The organism is Bacillus cereus group sp. MYBK139-1 (genome assembly GCF_051916915.1).
In the GTDB taxonomy this organism is placed as follows: Bacteria; Bacillota; Bacilli; order Bacillales; family Bacillaceae_G; genus Bacillus_A; species Bacillus_A pacificus.
Map to the genome: position 1 here is coordinate 283,097 of NZ_JBQAHO010000002.1, position 13,801 is coordinate 296,897.

Sequence of the window (13,801 nt, forward strand, 5' to 3'; positions counted from 1 at the left end):
TGAAAATGCTTAGTGACATATCCCCTTTTTGTGTTATACTATTATTGGGATTGGAGATAAATAGTATAACGCATTCAAGGGGGATAACATATTATGACTCGTGTGGCAATTAATGGATTTGGACGTATTGGGAGAATGGTATTTCGTCAGGCAATAAAAGAAAGCGCATTCGAAATTGTAGCAATCAATGCAAGCTATCCATCTGAAACGTTAGCACATTTAATTAAATATGATACAGTTCACGGCAAGTTTGACGGAACAGTAGAAGCATTTGAAGATCACTTATTAGTTGATGGGAAAATGATTCGCCTTTTAAACAACCGCGATCCAAAGGAATTGCCTTGGACAGATTTAGGTGTTGAAGTTGTAATTGAAGCAACTGGTAAATTTAATTCAAAAGAAAAAGCAATTCTTCACGTTGAAGCTGGAGCGAAAAAAGTTATTTTAACGGCGCCTGGTAAAAATGAAGATGTAACAATTGTAGTAGGTGTGAACGAAGACCAATTAGATATTACAAAGCATACTGTTATTTCAAATGCATCTTGTACAACAAACTGTTTAGCACCTGTTGTGAAGGTGTTAGATGAGCAGTTTGGAATTGAAAACGGTTTAATGACGACAGTTCACGCTTATACAAATGACCAAAAAAATATTGATAACCCACATAAAGATTTAAGAAGAGCACGTGCTTGCGGACAATCAATTATTCCGACAACGACAGGTGCTGCGAAAGCGCTAGCAAAAGTTCTTCCGCATTTAAATGGAAAACTTCATGGTATGGCACTTCGTGTACCAACACCAAACGTGTCTCTTGTTGACTTAGTAGTAGATGTAAAACGCGATGTGACAGTTGAAGCTATTAACGATGCATTCAAAACTGTTGCAAACGGTGCGTTAAAAGGTATTGTAGAATTCAGCGAAGAGCCTTTAGTATCTATTGACTTTAATACAAATACACACTCAGCTATTATTGATGGTTTATCTACAATGGTAATGGGTGATCGTAAAGTGAAAGTACTTGCTTGGTATGATAACGAGTGGGGCTACTCTCGTCGTGTTGTAGATCTTGTAACGTTAGTTGTGGATGAATTAGCGAAACAAGAAAATGTGCAGCATATTTAATTGAATAAGGAGAGGGCAAGTGAATGTTTGCCCTCTTTTTTTTATTTTTTTCTGAAAAGGAAAAAAATTATATAAGTATATTTTTAGAAGTGGACATACCACGAAACGTTGGGGTTACTGTATTCGTGAATCATTTATTTTTTTTAGGGAAAAGTAAAGAGGAAAATATGACAGAAAATCGAAAAAACTGTTGTTGCAAAATGAAAATAAACAAAGTATACTAACACTCGTAAACTTAAGAGCTGAGGTACGTAGTCACTACTTAAAGGGTTAGGACCTCTCTGGACTAACTTTCCCCCGTGGTAGTGGAGCAAGCCAAATTGCAAATTAGTTTTCAATTCGAACAGTTAGAATAAATTTACAAGGGGGAACTGTAGAATGGATACTATGGATACGATGGGTCGTCACGTGATCGCTGAACTTTGGGATTGCGATTTCGACAAGCTTAATGACATGCCGTATATTGAACAATTATTTGTGGATGCAGCACTAAGAGCTGGTGCTGAAGTGCGTGAGGTAGCTTTCCATAAATTTGCACCACAAGGTGTAAGTGGAGTAGTTATTATCTCGGAATCACATTTAACAATTCATAGCTTTCCGGAGCACGGTTACGCGAGTATTGATGTTTATACTTGTGGGGATCGTATTGATCCAAATGTTGCTGCAGAATATATTGCAGAAGGTTTAAACGCGAAAACGCGTGAGAGCATCGAGCTTCCTCGAGGCACTGGTAGCTTCGAAATTAAGCAGAGAGAAACAAAAGCTCTTTAAAAAAGAACATAATTGATTTAAAATGTAAAGAGGTGTATAATGCACCTCTTTTTTAGTTTATAAAAAAGGAAAAATATGACGTACTCGTTAGTTGAATGAATTGAGCTCTTGCGAATAAGTTAACGCCCTATTCCACCATCTTATTTTTGGAACCGAGATGATAACATAATGCGTTTAAACTTAAAGTGGTAAGAGAGTTAGAATGAGTTATATAATACTGTATATATATTGTCAGATGAAGTAAGTAGAGAAAAATAAAGAGTATAGTGTAAAGGAGTGAATATATTGCGTTGTCCATCCTGTTCTCATAATGGTACAAGAGTGTTAGATTCGCGTCCGGTAGACGAGGGGCGCTCTATTCGAAGAAGGAGAGAGTGTGAAAGTTGTTTAAGCCGCTTTACGACATTTGAAAGAGTGGAAGAGTCACCTCTTATCGTTGTAAAAAAAGAAGGAACACGAGAAGAGTTTAATAAAGAAAAGATTTTACGTGGCTTAATTAAAGCGTGCGAAAAAAGACCAGTATCTTTAAGACAATTAGAAGAAGTAACTCAAAGTGTGGAACGTGAACTTCGTAATTTAGGTATATCAGAAGTGAAAAGTGATATGATTGGTGAAATTGTTATGGAAGAACTACGTGATATCGATGATGTTGCTTACGTGCGTTTTGCTTCTGTATATCGCCAATTTAAAGATTTAAATGTATTTATTGAAGAATTAAAAGATATACTGCAAAAAGAAAGAGAGTAGAATCTGTATTGTATTCTCTTTACATACCGTAAATAATGAGATAAGAGAGCTAGAAGCGAAAGCTAATAGCTCTTTTTCGCTAATAAATTATATAGTGAAGATTGGATGAGAGAAAGGAAAAGCAAGAATGGAAAAACAGTCATGGATGGAGCTATTGCCGATTGATCGTTATAAAGTAAGTGCGAAAGGGTTACTGCATAATTACGACCGAAAAGTGTTAACGATGTTATATCAGCCGTTAATAGGTAGTAGAGCTTTTAGCTTGTACATGACGCTATGGGGAGAGTTAGAGCAAGATCGTGTGTTTGGAAAAGAGAATACGCATCATTCCCTTATGGTGACCATGCAAATGCAACTTCCCGAAGTGTATGAGGAACGAGTAAAGTTAGAAGCAATTGGGCTTTTGAAAGTATATATTAAGAAAGAAAAAGATATTCGAATGTTTATATATGAGCTGCAACCACCTTTATCCCCGAAGCAGTTTTTTGATGATATTGTTTTAAGTATCTTTTTATACAATCGATTGAGTCGGACAAAATATAATCAAGTAAAACAATATTTCTTGGAAGAAGAATTTGATTTTGTATCGTATGAAAATGTTACGCGTTCTTTTAATGATGTATTTGGTTCGTTTAATCCAGGACAGCTTGAGCATGCGCAAGAAGATCTTCGTATTCCAAAAGCGACAGCTATGCCAAGTAATGAAAAGGGAGATGCTCCAAAAGTTTGGAATGATTTCTTTGATTTCTCCTTATTTGTAGACGGCTTGTCCGCTCTTGTTCCTAAAAAGGCGATTACAGATCAAGTGCGAGAATGTGTCATTACACTTGCTTACGTGTATGATGTAGATGTGTTATCGATGCAAAATATCGTTCTTGGTGCGGTGACAGAGATGCAGACAATTGATATCGAAAGGCTTAGAAAAGGAGCACGTGATTGGTATCAGTTCGAAAACGGTCAAGCGTTACCTGTATTAAGTGAAAGAGTACAGCCTCACGCTGCATGTATGATGAAAGAAAAAGAGCCTACATCCCAAGAAGAGATGTTAATCAAACAGTTAGAGGAAATCTCACCAAAGCAACTATTGAAAGAAATCTCTGGCGGTGCAGAGGCAACGAAGGCTGACTTGCAAATCGTTGAAGATGTAATGATGAATCAAAAGTTAACACCAGGTGTTGTGAATGTACTTATTTATTACGTTATGCTACGCTCAGATATGAAACTTGCGAAAACGTATGTGGAGAAGATTGCTGGACATTGGGCACGTAAAAAGGTCGGTACAGTTGCTGAAGCAATGGCATTAGCGAAAGAAGAAAATCGTCAATATCAAGAATGGGCTGAGACGAAGAAGAAAGGTCGTACATCCAAGAAAACAGTACGAAAAGAAATGGTACCAGATTGGCTGAAAGAAGAGCCGAAAGAACAAGAGAAAGAAACTGTGAAAAAAGATGTAAGTGCTGAAAAAGGTGCAAGTACGTTAGAGGACGAACGAAAACGATTAGAAGAAGTGTTAAAAAAATATAAGCGTGATTAATAGAAGAGAATGAACGCTCTTTGAGGTGAGAAAATGGAGCATATTCAAAATTCATTTGCAAAGTTAATGGAAAATGAAAATTTTAAAAATAGATATGAAGTATTAAAGGCGGAAGTAATGGCACATCCGCGTGTGAAAGAATTTATAGACGAACATAAAGGGGAAGTAACAACGTCTATGATTGAGCGCAGCCTTGTAAAATTATACGAATATATTGGACAAAGTGTAGGTTGCGCGGATTGTCCGGATCTAGGTTCGTGTAAAAACATGCTGCAAGGATATGAGCCAAAGCTCGTTATCCAAGGGAAGATGATTGATATTCAATATGATCGTTGCGTTAGAAAAGTAGCATATGACGAGAGGAAGAAATATGAAAAGCTCGTTCAAAGTGTATATATGCCAACTGATATTTTACAAGCAACGATGGAAAACTTAGACCCTTCAGATTTAGATGCGCGTATTGATGCGATTGGTGCAGCTAATGAGTTTTTAAGTACATATGAACCTGGTAAAAAAGTACAAGGTTTATATTTGTACGGTAAATTTGGTGTAGGGAAAACGTATTTGTTAGGAGCAATTGCGAATGAGCTTGCTCGAAAGAAAATAAGTTCGATGCTCGTATACTTCCCTGAATTTCTACGTGAAATTAAAAGTTCGATTCAAGATAATTCAATTGGGGAAAAGATTGATGCGGTGAAACGCGTACAAGTTTTAATGTTAGATGATATTGGAGCAGAAGCGATGTCAAGCTTTGTGCGTGATGATGTACTCGGTGCAATTTTGCAATTCCGTATGTTAGAAAACTTACCGACGTTCTTTACGTCTAACTTTGATTTTAAACAGCTAGAACATCATTTAACATATACGCAGCGCGGTGAAGCGGAAGAAATGAAAGCAGCTCGTATTATGGAGCGAATTAAATATTTAGCGAAACCAATTCCAATTGGCGGGAAAAACCGTCGTCATAAGTAAAGAGTAAGCTGAGAAGCTTGCTCTTTTTTTCGTAGTTAAACGCTTTTTAAAGTAGTCGAATGATAAAATGAAAAGTTCTTATTGAAAATTCCTAGTAGCTTGTATCATTTTTTTCTCCCTCCCTTAATATATATAAAATTAGCAAGCCATATCGAGTGGATTTTCTAACGATAGGAAATGTAATTCTACTAAGAGTGAACTTTCACGCGGGACGGACTCTTATAGGATTTGTAACGTATAGATACAGTCCTTTAGAGCAGGGATAAAAGGGGGGACAAAAGTGATTGAAATTTGCTTCGAAGAAAAAAATGATGCTATGCATGTATATAGACAACTACTGAAAAGAGCGGAACTGTTATATAAGGAAACGAGTGTATATTTACAGGAACAAAAAGTGGTGATTCACATACCAGTATGTGAATCAAATTATATTGAAAAGATTTTATTGCCAGTAATGGTATATTTCATTGTGAATGTGAAACAAAATGAGTGGATATATACAATATTAAAAGAGAAGTTTTTTTATGAAGAAGAGGAAGAGTGTCATCAAATATTGCATATGGCACAAGAGATTTTAAAAGGAAGAAGAAAAGGAATTGCTCGTGAATTAACACGTCACACATTTGAATCATATATTAAATCCTCTTTAAATAACTGGCTTTGTGATCCACTTTCATTCTCGTTTTCATCATATGTTCGTTTTCGTCTTCGTACATATAGGGAAATGGTAGCTAAGCTTGCTGAAGTGGCAATTGATGAGTATAAGTTAGAACAAGAATATCAAATGTTTATTGAAACGCTCCGGCAACAAGTTCGTAGCCGGAAATCACGTTTGTCATGTGTGCATCTTATTTTTGATGAAAGTTTTATTTTCTATGATGATAAAGGTAGACGTTTAAAACAAGAGAAATTGGTTCAATATATAGATGAAGACTTATTAAAACAAAAGGATGTATATATTGATACGAAAGTAATTGCACCACTTCTTTCTATTTCGCCGAAAAAAATTTATTTATATACGAAAGAACAAGACCATAATATGATTATTACTTTGCGAAATGTATTTCAAGAACGGGTACAATTACATGGATTACATGAGTTTGAGCGCAATGTGAAAAATTTAAAAAATAAAGGTAACGCCCTTGATTTTCTAAGTTTTTGAGCATATAATTACCTACATAAATGAAATATATTGAAATGTCATGATGAGGACATGAGTAGTTTTCTACGATTTTCAGAGAGGGAAGCCTTAGGGTGTGAGCTTCCTAGTACGGGATTATTACTTACCACCTCTAAACTTTAGCAGTGAACGGTTTTTCTAGTAATTGCTAACGGACAACACCGTTATGTTGAACTTGAGCAATTAACAATTATGTTAATTGGAACAAGGGTGGAACCACGAATTCAACACTCGTCCCTTTTTACGGGATGAGTGTTTTTTATTTTGAGAAAAAGAGGAGTGACCAGTGATGGCAGATGTAGTTAAAATTACTTTCCCTGATGGAGCTGTGAAGGAGTTTCCAAAAGGCGTAACAACTGAAGAAATCGCAGCTTCTATTAGCCCAGGCTTAAAGAAAAAAGCTGTGGCTGGAAAATTAAATGATGAGATGATCGATCTTGTTACACCAATCGAAGAAGATGGTGCAGTTTCTATCATTACATTAGATTCTGAAGATGGCTTATATATTTTACGCCACTCAACAGCTCACCTTTTAGCACAAGCGTTAAAACGTTTATATAAAGATGTTAAGGTTGAGCTTGGCATTGGTCCAGTAATTGAAAATGGCTTCTACTACGATATTGATATGGAAGAAGCAATTACAGTTGAAGACTTCAAGAAAATCGAAAAAGAAATGCAAAAGATTGTGAACGAGAACTTAGAAATCGTTCGTCATGAAGTACCACGTGCAGAAGCAATTCGTCGTTTTGAAGAAATCGGCGATGAGTTAAAATTAGATTTAATTAACGATCTTCCAGAAGATGCAGTTATTTCAATCTATGAGCAAGGCGAATTCTTCGACCTTTGCCGTGGTGTTCACCTTCCATCTACAGGGAAAATTAAAGTATTTAAATTATTAAGCGTTGCGGGTGCTTACTGGCGCGGCGATAGCAATAATAAAATGCTACAACGTATTTACGGTACTGCATTTGTTAAGAAAGCAGAATTAGATGAGCACTTACGTATGCTTGAAGAAGCGAAAGAGCGAGATCACCGTAAATTAGGTAAAGAATTAAAACTATTTACTAATAGCCAAAAAGTAGGACAAGGTTTACCACTTTGGTTACCAAAGGGTGCAACAATCCGCCGCATTATCGAGCGTTACATCGTTGATAAAGAAGCAAGCTTAGGCTATGATCACGTATACACTCCAGTACTAGGAAGCAGAGAGCTTTATGAAACTTCTGGTCACTGGAACCACTACCGTGATGGCATGTTCCCATCAATGGAAATGGATAATGAAGAGTTAGTTCTTCGTCCAATGAACTGCCCTCACCACATGATGGTTTATAAAAACGATATTCACAGCTACCGTGAATTACCAATCCGTATTGCGGAACTTGGAACAATGCACCGCTATGAAATGTCAGGTGCGTTATCTGGATTACAACGTGTACGCGGAATGACTTTAAACGATGCGCACATTTTCGTACGCCCAGATCAAATTAAAGAAGAGTTAAAACGTGTTGTAAACTTAACGCTAGAAGTGTACAAAGATTTCGGTTTAGAGAACTACTCATTCCGTCTATCGTATCGCGACCCAGCAGATACTAAAAAGTACTATGCTGATGATGAGATGTGGGAAAAGGCACAAGGTATGTTAAAAGAAGCTATGGATGAAATGGGTCTTGATTACTATGAAGCTGAAGGGGAAGCGGCATTCTACGGTCCAAAACTTGACGTTCAAGTTCGTACTGCTCTTGGAAAAGACGAAACACTTTCAACTGTACAATTAGACTTCTTACTTCCAGAACGCTTTGAATTAGCTTACGTTGGTGAAGATGGTAAACAACACCGTCCAGTTGTAATTCACCGTGGCGTTGTATCAACTATGGAACGTTTCGTAGCCTTCTTAATTGAAGAATACAAAGGTGCATTCCCAACTTGGTTAGCTCCAGTTCAAGCACAAGTAATTCCAGTTTCTCCGCAAGTACATTTAGACTATGCGAAGAAAGTACAAGATGAATTACGCCGTGCTGGTATCCGTGTTGAATTAGATACTCGTGAAGAGAAAATTGGTTACAAAATCCGTGAAGCACAAATGCAAAAAATTCCGTACATGCTTGTAGTAGGTGACAATGAAGTAACTGAAAACGGCGTAAACGTACGTAAATACGGTGAACAAAAATCAGAAACAATCGCATTAGATGCTTTTGTTGATATGATTAAAGTAGAAGGAAAACGATAAGAAAAAGCCGCGGTATACCGCGGCTTTTCTATGTAATATGAGTAAGGGAAATTAGAAAAAAAAACCATGTAACACTTATCGTAAAAAAGTATTGCAAGTATGTTAGTTGTTTGTTACAATATTTCTTGTTGTTAGTAAAACACATCGCGTCTTCTTGACAGACGTCATGTCCTATGATAAACTCATCAAGGATAATAGAATATTGTTTTGTGGAACAAGTAGAAGCACCCGCTTCTCACCTGATGGACGCATTCGCAGTTTACAGGTAAATGTATTTCTTACTTAAGATTTTACAAGTGTGGGTGTCGTATGCCCGCACTTTTTTTGTCGGGTTCTATGACTACAAACTATGTTCTGAGAAAACCTTGGAGGTGGCTTACTATTAGCAAGGATATGATGATTAACGAGCAAATTCGTGCACGTGAAGTACGTTTAGTTGGCGCAAATGGCGATCAACTTGGAATCAAGTCTCGTAATGACGCTTTAGACTTAGCTGCAAATCTTAATCTTGATTTAGTATTAGTTGCTCCAAATGCGAAACCGCCAGTATGCCGCATTATGGACTACGGTAAATTCCGCTTTGAGCAACAGAAGAAAGAAAAAGAACAGCGCAAAAATCAAAAAGTAATTAGCATGAAAGAAGTTCGTTTAAGTCCAACAATTGATGAACACGACTTTAACACAAAACTTCGTAATGCTATCAAGTTTTTAGAGAAAGGCGACAAGGTTAAAGCGTCAATTCGCTTTAAAGGACGTGCCATTACTCATAAAGAAATCGGTCAACGTGTTTTAGATCGCTTCTCAGAAGCTTGTGCTGAAGTTAGTACAATCGAATCTAAGCCTAAAATGGAAGGACGCAGTATGTTCTTAGTTTTAGCACCGAAAAACGATAAGTAATAGATAGAGGAGGAAATACCTATGCCTAAACAAAAAACTCATCGCGGCGCTGCAAAGCGTTTCAAAAAGACTGGATCAGGTAAACTGAAACGTTCTCACGCTTACACAAGCCATTTATTCGCTAACAAATCTACAAAAGCTAAACGTAAACTACGTAAAGCTGGTGTAGTAAGCGCTGGTGACTTCAAACGCATTCGTCAAATGCTTGACAACTTAAAATAAGTTCGGCTGATATATAGAACAATTAGGAGGTAATATTATGCCAAGAGTAAAAGGTGGTACAGTTACTCGTCAACGTCGTAAAAAAGTAATTAAATTAGCAAAAGGTTACTACGGTTCAAAAAATACATTATTCAAGGTTGCTAACCAACAGGTTATGAAATCTCTAATGTATGCATTCCGTGACCGCCGTCAAAAGAAACGTGACTTCCGTAAATTATGGATTACACGTATCAACGCAGCAGCTCGTATGAATGGTCTTTCTTACAGCCGCTTAATGCACGGTCTTAAAAATGCTGGCATCGAAGTTAACCGCAAGATGCTTGCTGACTTAGCTGTTCATGACGAAAAAGCTTTCGCTGAATTAGCAACAGTTGCAAAAAACAACATTAACTAATTAATTAGTTGAAACCTTAGAAGATTTTTCTTCTAAGGTTTTTTGTTTGTATACAAAGAGAGAGATGTCGTTATCGATATGACAAAACCCATATAAAAGCTATAGCAATATAGAAGAATATACATATGAAGTCAGGAGAATCCTCCTGGCTTCTTTTAATTATCACCCTCTGGAAAGAAGAGTATCTTTCCTACCTGAAACGACACTGCTATAATGGAAAGATGATATGGAACTTTCATCAGATAAAATAACATTTTCATTAGTGGACAATACACAGATAATGATTACCTATCACCAATCGGAGTGAACAATCTAATCGTGATGATTGAAACGTATTTGTAAATTAAGGACAAGCTATTTTGTAAAGAGGTAAATGGCTTACTTATTAATAAGAAACGAAAAATAATAATGAACTTTGAAATGAAACAACATTGTTGCGTAAAATGCGATGTTGGAGGAGGACAATAGAGTGGACTTACTACAACTATTTAAATTACAAAAGGAATTAGATGACCGTATTGCGAAAGAACATGACTTACAGCCGAAAAAATTGTTAAAAGAGAAAATGTTAGCTCTTCTTGTAGAAATTGGAGAACTTGCAAATGAAACACGTTGTTTTAAATATTGGAGCAACAAACCAGCATCAGAACGTGAAGTAATATTAGAAGAATACGTAGATGGTTTGCATTTTATTTTATCAATCGGAATTGATTTAGGTATTGATAAAAACTTCTTATTCTATAAGTGTGCACAGACGAATAAAACACAAGTAGAAATTTTCTTAGACACATATGCGAAGGTGATTCGTTTTACAGATCAACCGTCTATTACGAACTATATTGAATTATTTACAAGCTACCTTCGACTTGGACAAGCACTTGAGTTTGAACAAGAAGAGATTGAAAAGGCATATTTAGATAAAAACGAAGTAAATCATCAGCGTCAAACACAAGGATACTAAGTTAATTTTTGAATATTTCAATTTCCTTTTGTATAATGAAGTGACTGAAGAAAAAGGAGGGTGTTGGCAATGACAAAATTAGACGAGACATTGACAATGCTAAAAGAATTAACAGATGCACGTGGTATTGCGGGTAACGAGCGTGAACCACGTGAAGTAATGAAGAAATATATTGAGCCGTTTGCGGACGAACTTTCTACTGATAATTTAGGAAGTTTAGTTGCGAAAAAAGTAGGGGAAGAAAACGGCCCGAAAATTATGGTTGCAGGTCATTTAGATGAAGTTGGCTTTATGATTACACAAATTGATGATAAAGGTTTCCTTCGTTTCCAAACAGTTGGTGGCTGGTGGTCACAAGTTATGCTTGCACAGCGCGTAACAATTGTAACGCGTAAAGGAGATGTGACAGGTGTTATCGGTTCAAAACCACCTCATATCTTACCTCCAGAAGCGCGTAAAAAGCCAGTTGAAATTAAAGACATGTTCATCGATATTGGTGCTTCTAGCCAAGAAGAAGCAATGGAGTGGGGCGTACGACCAGGAGATCAAGTTGTACCTTACTTTGAATTCCAAGTAATGAAGAATGAAAAAATGTTACTTGCAAAAGCATGGGATAATCGAATTGGTTGTGCAATTGCAATTGACGTATTAAAACAATTAAAAGATGAAAAGCATCCAAACGTTGTATACGGCGTAGGGACTGTACAAGAAGAAGTCGGTCTTCGTGGTGCAAAAACATCTGCAAACTATATTAAACCAGATATCGCGTTCGCAGTAGATGTTGGTATCGCTGGCGATACACCTGGTGTAACGTCAAAAGAAGCGCAAAGTAAAATGGGTGATGGACCACAGATTATTTTATATGATGCTTCTGTTATTGGTCATACAGGTTTACGTGACTTTGTAGTTGATGTTGCTGATGAATTACAAATTCCATACCAATATGATTCAGTAGCGGGCGGCGGAACGGATGCAGGTGCAATTCATATTGCTGTAAATGGTATTCCGTCTATGGCCATTACGATTGCAACGCGTTACATTCATTCTCATGCGGCAATGTTACACCGTGATGACTATGAAAATGCAGTGAAGTTAATTGTAGAAGTTATTAAACGTCTTGATAAAGAGGCAGTACATAACATTACATTTAATTAATAGAAAAAGCGAAGGAGCCTCTCCTTCGCTTTTTTATGTTTTAAAAAGGCCGTTCTAATCCAGCTGCAGTATGAGCCCCTAAAATGATTAAACGAGTTAATTGCATAGCCATAAAATGTGGGGTATATATCATTCCTTTTTTTAGCCATGACATAATCATCCCAAGGTGGGCACCAGTAACGTAACTAATGAGAATATCACGTGGAACCATTAGTTTTTCATCGTTAGGTTGTGAAATAGAGAGGCTTAATGTTAAATGTGTTTGAATTGCTTTCATCATTTTATACGTATAATTTCCGGCAGCTTTATCACCAAGCATAACGTTATAGAAGTTCGCATTTTCTGCAATATGTTCGAACAAGGCCAAAAAACTTGGATGTGGTGAATCAAATGTAAGTTGAAAATCTTCTTTATTTCTATTTTTCGGTTTAATGACTTCTGTTAACTTCTCTAACATTTCTTCAATGCTTTTGTCTAATAAGTCATATTTATCGTGATAATGGCTATAAAACGTAGCACGATTTACAGGAGCACGTTCTGCAATATGTTGAACAGTTACATTTTCAAACCCTTTTTCGCCTACTAAAGCGACAAAAGCATCCTGTATGAGTTGTCTCGTCCGTTTTACACGTGGATCATTTGTATTTTTAATAGACATTTTTATTTCCCCTCGTTTAATTTTCTTTACTTAAACAACATATCAGCATTATATTGTTGTTTAAACGACATTTCATACGTAAATTGTCGGTTGTAGATTTAAAATAATTATTTATAATTATAAACGATAGTCCTTCAGAAATCAGCACCGCTCGCAGGTAGATAAATTTCGATTTACACCGCAGATGGTGTGATTTTTTTGTTTAAAAGTTAATATAATTAACAATTAAGCAATCTAAACAATAAGGACATAAATAGTTTAGAAAAAAATTATATGCGATATAAGGAGAGGAATGCAATGAATCAGTTTCGAAGAATGGTAATTATCAACATTATCACATTAATTGTACTAGTTGGCGGCGGTATTGGCGCTTATTACTATTACAACCAAACGGAAAATTACTTAAAAACAGACAATGCAAAGGTTGACGGAAAGGTAATTCCGATTGCCTCACCAGTAGCAGGTAAACTAACTGACTGGAAAGCTGAAGTAGGTAAGAACTACAATGAGAACGATAAATTAGGTGCTGTTACTGTAGCAGCAGCGAATGGAGAACAAACAGTAGATGTAACAATTCCACAAAACGCAACAGTTGTACAATCAAACGCAACAACAAATGCTTTCGTTGGAGCAGGTAGCCCGATTGCTTATGCATTTGATATGAACAATTTATGGGTAACAGCAAATATTGAAGAAACAGTAATTGATGATGTTCAAAAAGGCCAAACAGTAGATGTATATGTAGATGCATACCCAGATACAACGTTAACAGGAAAAGTAGAACAAGTTGGCTTAACAACAGCGAACACATTCTCAATGTTACCATCAAGTAACGCAACAGCGAACTATACGAAAGTAAAGCAAGTTGTACCAGTTAAAATTTCTTTAGATCATAGTAAATCAGTAAATATTGTTCCTGGAATGAATGTGTCAGTTCGTATTCATAAGTAAGGGGGAGATG

General features: G+C 36.4%; 14 protein-coding genes and 2 other annotated features. Of the genes, 13 read left to right on the plus strand and 1 reads right to left on the minus strand.

Annotated features, from left to right (window positions below):
- The first annotated feature begins 93 nt into the window (after window positions 1-93).
- From ACTFRS_RS12585 to ACTFRS_RS12640, 12 genes are all read left to right on the plus strand, one after another.
- The gene (locus tag ACTFRS_RS12585) at window positions 94-1,122 is read left to right on the plus strand and encodes a glyceraldehyde-3-phosphate dehydrogenase (protein ID WP_000198972.1); all 1,029 of its coding nucleotides are present in this window, start codon (window positions 94-96) and stop codon (window positions 1,120-1,122) included.
- Window positions 1,123-1,509: 387 nt separating this feature from the next.
- On the plus strand, window positions 1,510-1,893 hold the full coding sequence (gene speD / locus ACTFRS_RS12590) for an adenosylmethionine decarboxylase (protein WP_002003660.1): 384 nt from the start codon (window positions 1,510-1,512) through the stop codon (window positions 1,891-1,893).
- A gap of 285 nt (window positions 1,894-2,178) precedes the next feature.
- On the plus strand, window positions 2,179-2,640 hold the full coding sequence (gene nrdR, locus ACTFRS_RS12595) for a transcriptional regulator NrdR (RefSeq protein ID WP_001203687.1): 462 nt from the start codon (window positions 2,179-2,181) through the stop codon (window positions 2,638-2,640).
- A gap of 127 nt (window positions 2,641-2,767) precedes the next feature.
- Window positions 2,768-4,174, plus strand: coding sequence for a replication initiation and membrane attachment family protein (locus ACTFRS_RS12600; protein ID WP_139866460.1), 1,407 nt, complete (start codon window positions 2,768-2,770; stop codon window positions 4,172-4,174).
- 33 nt (window positions 4,175-4,207) lie between these two features.
- Window positions 4,208-5,146, plus strand: coding sequence for a primosomal protein DnaI (dnaI, locus tag ACTFRS_RS12605; RefSeq protein WP_000400101.1), 939 nt, complete (start codon window positions 4,208-4,210; stop codon window positions 5,144-5,146).
- A 280-nt stretch (window positions 5,147-5,426) separates the two neighbouring features.
- Complete coding sequence (gene ytxC, locus ACTFRS_RS12610) at window positions 5,427-6,308, plus strand: putative sporulation protein YtxC (protein ID WP_000569618.1); 882 nt, start codon at window positions 5,427-5,429, stop codon at window positions 6,306-6,308.
- Window positions 6,309-6,339: 31 nt separating this feature from the next.
- Window positions 6,340-6,568 (plus strand) — a binding site (T-box leader).
- Window positions 6,569-6,615: 47 nt separating this feature from the next.
- Window positions 6,616-8,553 carry a threonine--tRNA ligase gene (gene thrS / locus ACTFRS_RS12615; RefSeq protein ID WP_000786081.1) on the plus strand — a complete coding sequence of 646 codons (1,938 nt, stop codon included), beginning with the start codon at window positions 6,616-6,618 and terminating at the stop codon, window positions 8,551-8,553.
- Window positions 8,554-8,763: 210 nt separating this feature from the next.
- Window positions 8,764-8,884, plus strand: a sequence feature (ribosomal protein L20 leader region).
- Window positions 8,885-8,946: 62 nt separating this feature from the next.
- Window positions 8,947-9,450 (plus strand): translation initiation factor IF-3, encoded by a 504-nt coding sequence (infC, locus tag ACTFRS_RS12620; RefSeq protein WP_000973214.1) that lies wholly within the window; start codon window positions 8,947-8,949, stop codon window positions 9,448-9,450.
- A 21-nt stretch (window positions 9,451-9,471) separates the two neighbouring features.
- Complete coding sequence (gene rpmI / locus ACTFRS_RS12625) at window positions 9,472-9,672, plus strand: 50S ribosomal protein L35 (RefSeq protein ID WP_001125945.1); 201 nt, start codon at window positions 9,472-9,474, stop codon at window positions 9,670-9,672.
- Between the two features lie 37 nt (window positions 9,673-9,709).
- Entirely contained in the window at window positions 9,710-10,066 is a 357-nt protein-coding gene (rplT, locus tag ACTFRS_RS12630) for a 50S ribosomal protein L20 (RefSeq protein WP_001138362.1), read from the plus strand.
- Between the two features lie 469 nt (window positions 10,067-10,535).
- A complete protein-coding gene (locus ACTFRS_RS12635) occupies window positions 10,536-11,027 on the plus strand; it encodes a dUTP diphosphatase (protein WP_000365050.1) in 492 nt (163 codons plus the stop codon).
- Between the two features lie 69 nt (window positions 11,028-11,096).
- Complete coding sequence (locus tag ACTFRS_RS12640) at window positions 11,097-12,182, plus strand: M42 family metallopeptidase (RefSeq protein WP_000163568.1); 1,086 nt, start codon at window positions 11,097-11,099, stop codon at window positions 12,180-12,182.
- A gap of 40 nt (window positions 12,183-12,222) precedes the next feature.
- Here the strand turns inward: ACTFRS_RS12640 and ACTFRS_RS12645 are convergent, their stop codons facing one another.
- Window positions 12,223-12,840, minus strand: coding sequence for a TetR/AcrR family transcriptional regulator (locus ACTFRS_RS12645; RefSeq protein ID WP_087954137.1), 618 nt, complete (start codon window positions 12,838-12,840; stop codon window positions 12,223-12,225).
- Between the two features lie 297 nt (window positions 12,841-13,137).
- Between ACTFRS_RS12645 and ACTFRS_RS12650 the strand changes: the two genes are divergently transcribed.
- Window positions 13,138-13,791 carry an HlyD family secretion protein gene (locus ACTFRS_RS12650; RefSeq protein ID WP_139866461.1) on the plus strand — a complete coding sequence of 218 codons (654 nt, stop codon included), beginning with the start codon at window positions 13,138-13,140 and terminating at the stop codon, window positions 13,789-13,791.
- Window positions 13,792-13,801 lie beyond the last annotated feature (10 nt).

What these genes read in the sequence shown, in the direction of transcription:
- ACTFRS_RS12585 (WP_000198972.1), top strand. Translation starts at nt 94, where the DNA reads ATGACTCGTGTGGCAATTAATGGATTTGGACGTATTGGGAGAATGGTA.
- speD (WP_002003660.1), top strand. Translation starts at nt 1,510, where the DNA reads ATGGATACGATGGGTCGTCACGTGATCGCTGAACTTTGGGATTGCGAT.
- ACTFRS_RS12600 (WP_139866460.1), top strand. Translation starts at nt 2,768, where the DNA reads ATGGAAAAACAGTCATGGATGGAGCTATTGCCGATTGATCGTTATAAA.
- dnaI (WP_000400101.1), top strand. Translation starts at nt 4,208, where the DNA reads ATGGAGCATATTCAAAATTCATTTGCAAAGTTAATGGAAAATGAAAAT.
- thrS (WP_000786081.1), top strand. Translation starts at nt 6,616, where the DNA reads ATGGCAGATGTAGTTAAAATTACTTTCCCTGATGGAGCTGTGAAGGAG.
- infC (WP_000973214.1), top strand. Translation starts at nt 8,947, where the DNA reads ATGATGATTAACGAGCAAATTCGTGCACGTGAAGTACGTTTAGTTGGC.
- rpmI (WP_001125945.1), top strand. Translation starts at nt 9,472, where the DNA reads ATGCCTAAACAAAAAACTCATCGCGGCGCTGCAAAGCGTTTCAAAAAG.
- rplT (WP_001138362.1), top strand. Translation starts at nt 9,710, where the DNA reads ATGCCAAGAGTAAAAGGTGGTACAGTTACTCGTCAACGTCGTAAAAAA.
- ACTFRS_RS12640 (WP_000163568.1), top strand. Translation starts at nt 11,097, where the DNA reads ATGACAAAATTAGACGAGACATTGACAATGCTAAAAGAATTAACAGAT.
- ACTFRS_RS12645 (WP_087954137.1), bottom strand. Translation starts at nt 12,840, where the DNA reads ATGTCTATTAAAAATACAAATGATCCACGTGTAAAACGGACGAGACAA.
- ACTFRS_RS12650 (WP_139866461.1), top strand. Translation starts at nt 13,138, where the DNA reads ATGAATCAGTTTCGAAGAATGGTAATTATCAACATTATCACATTAATT.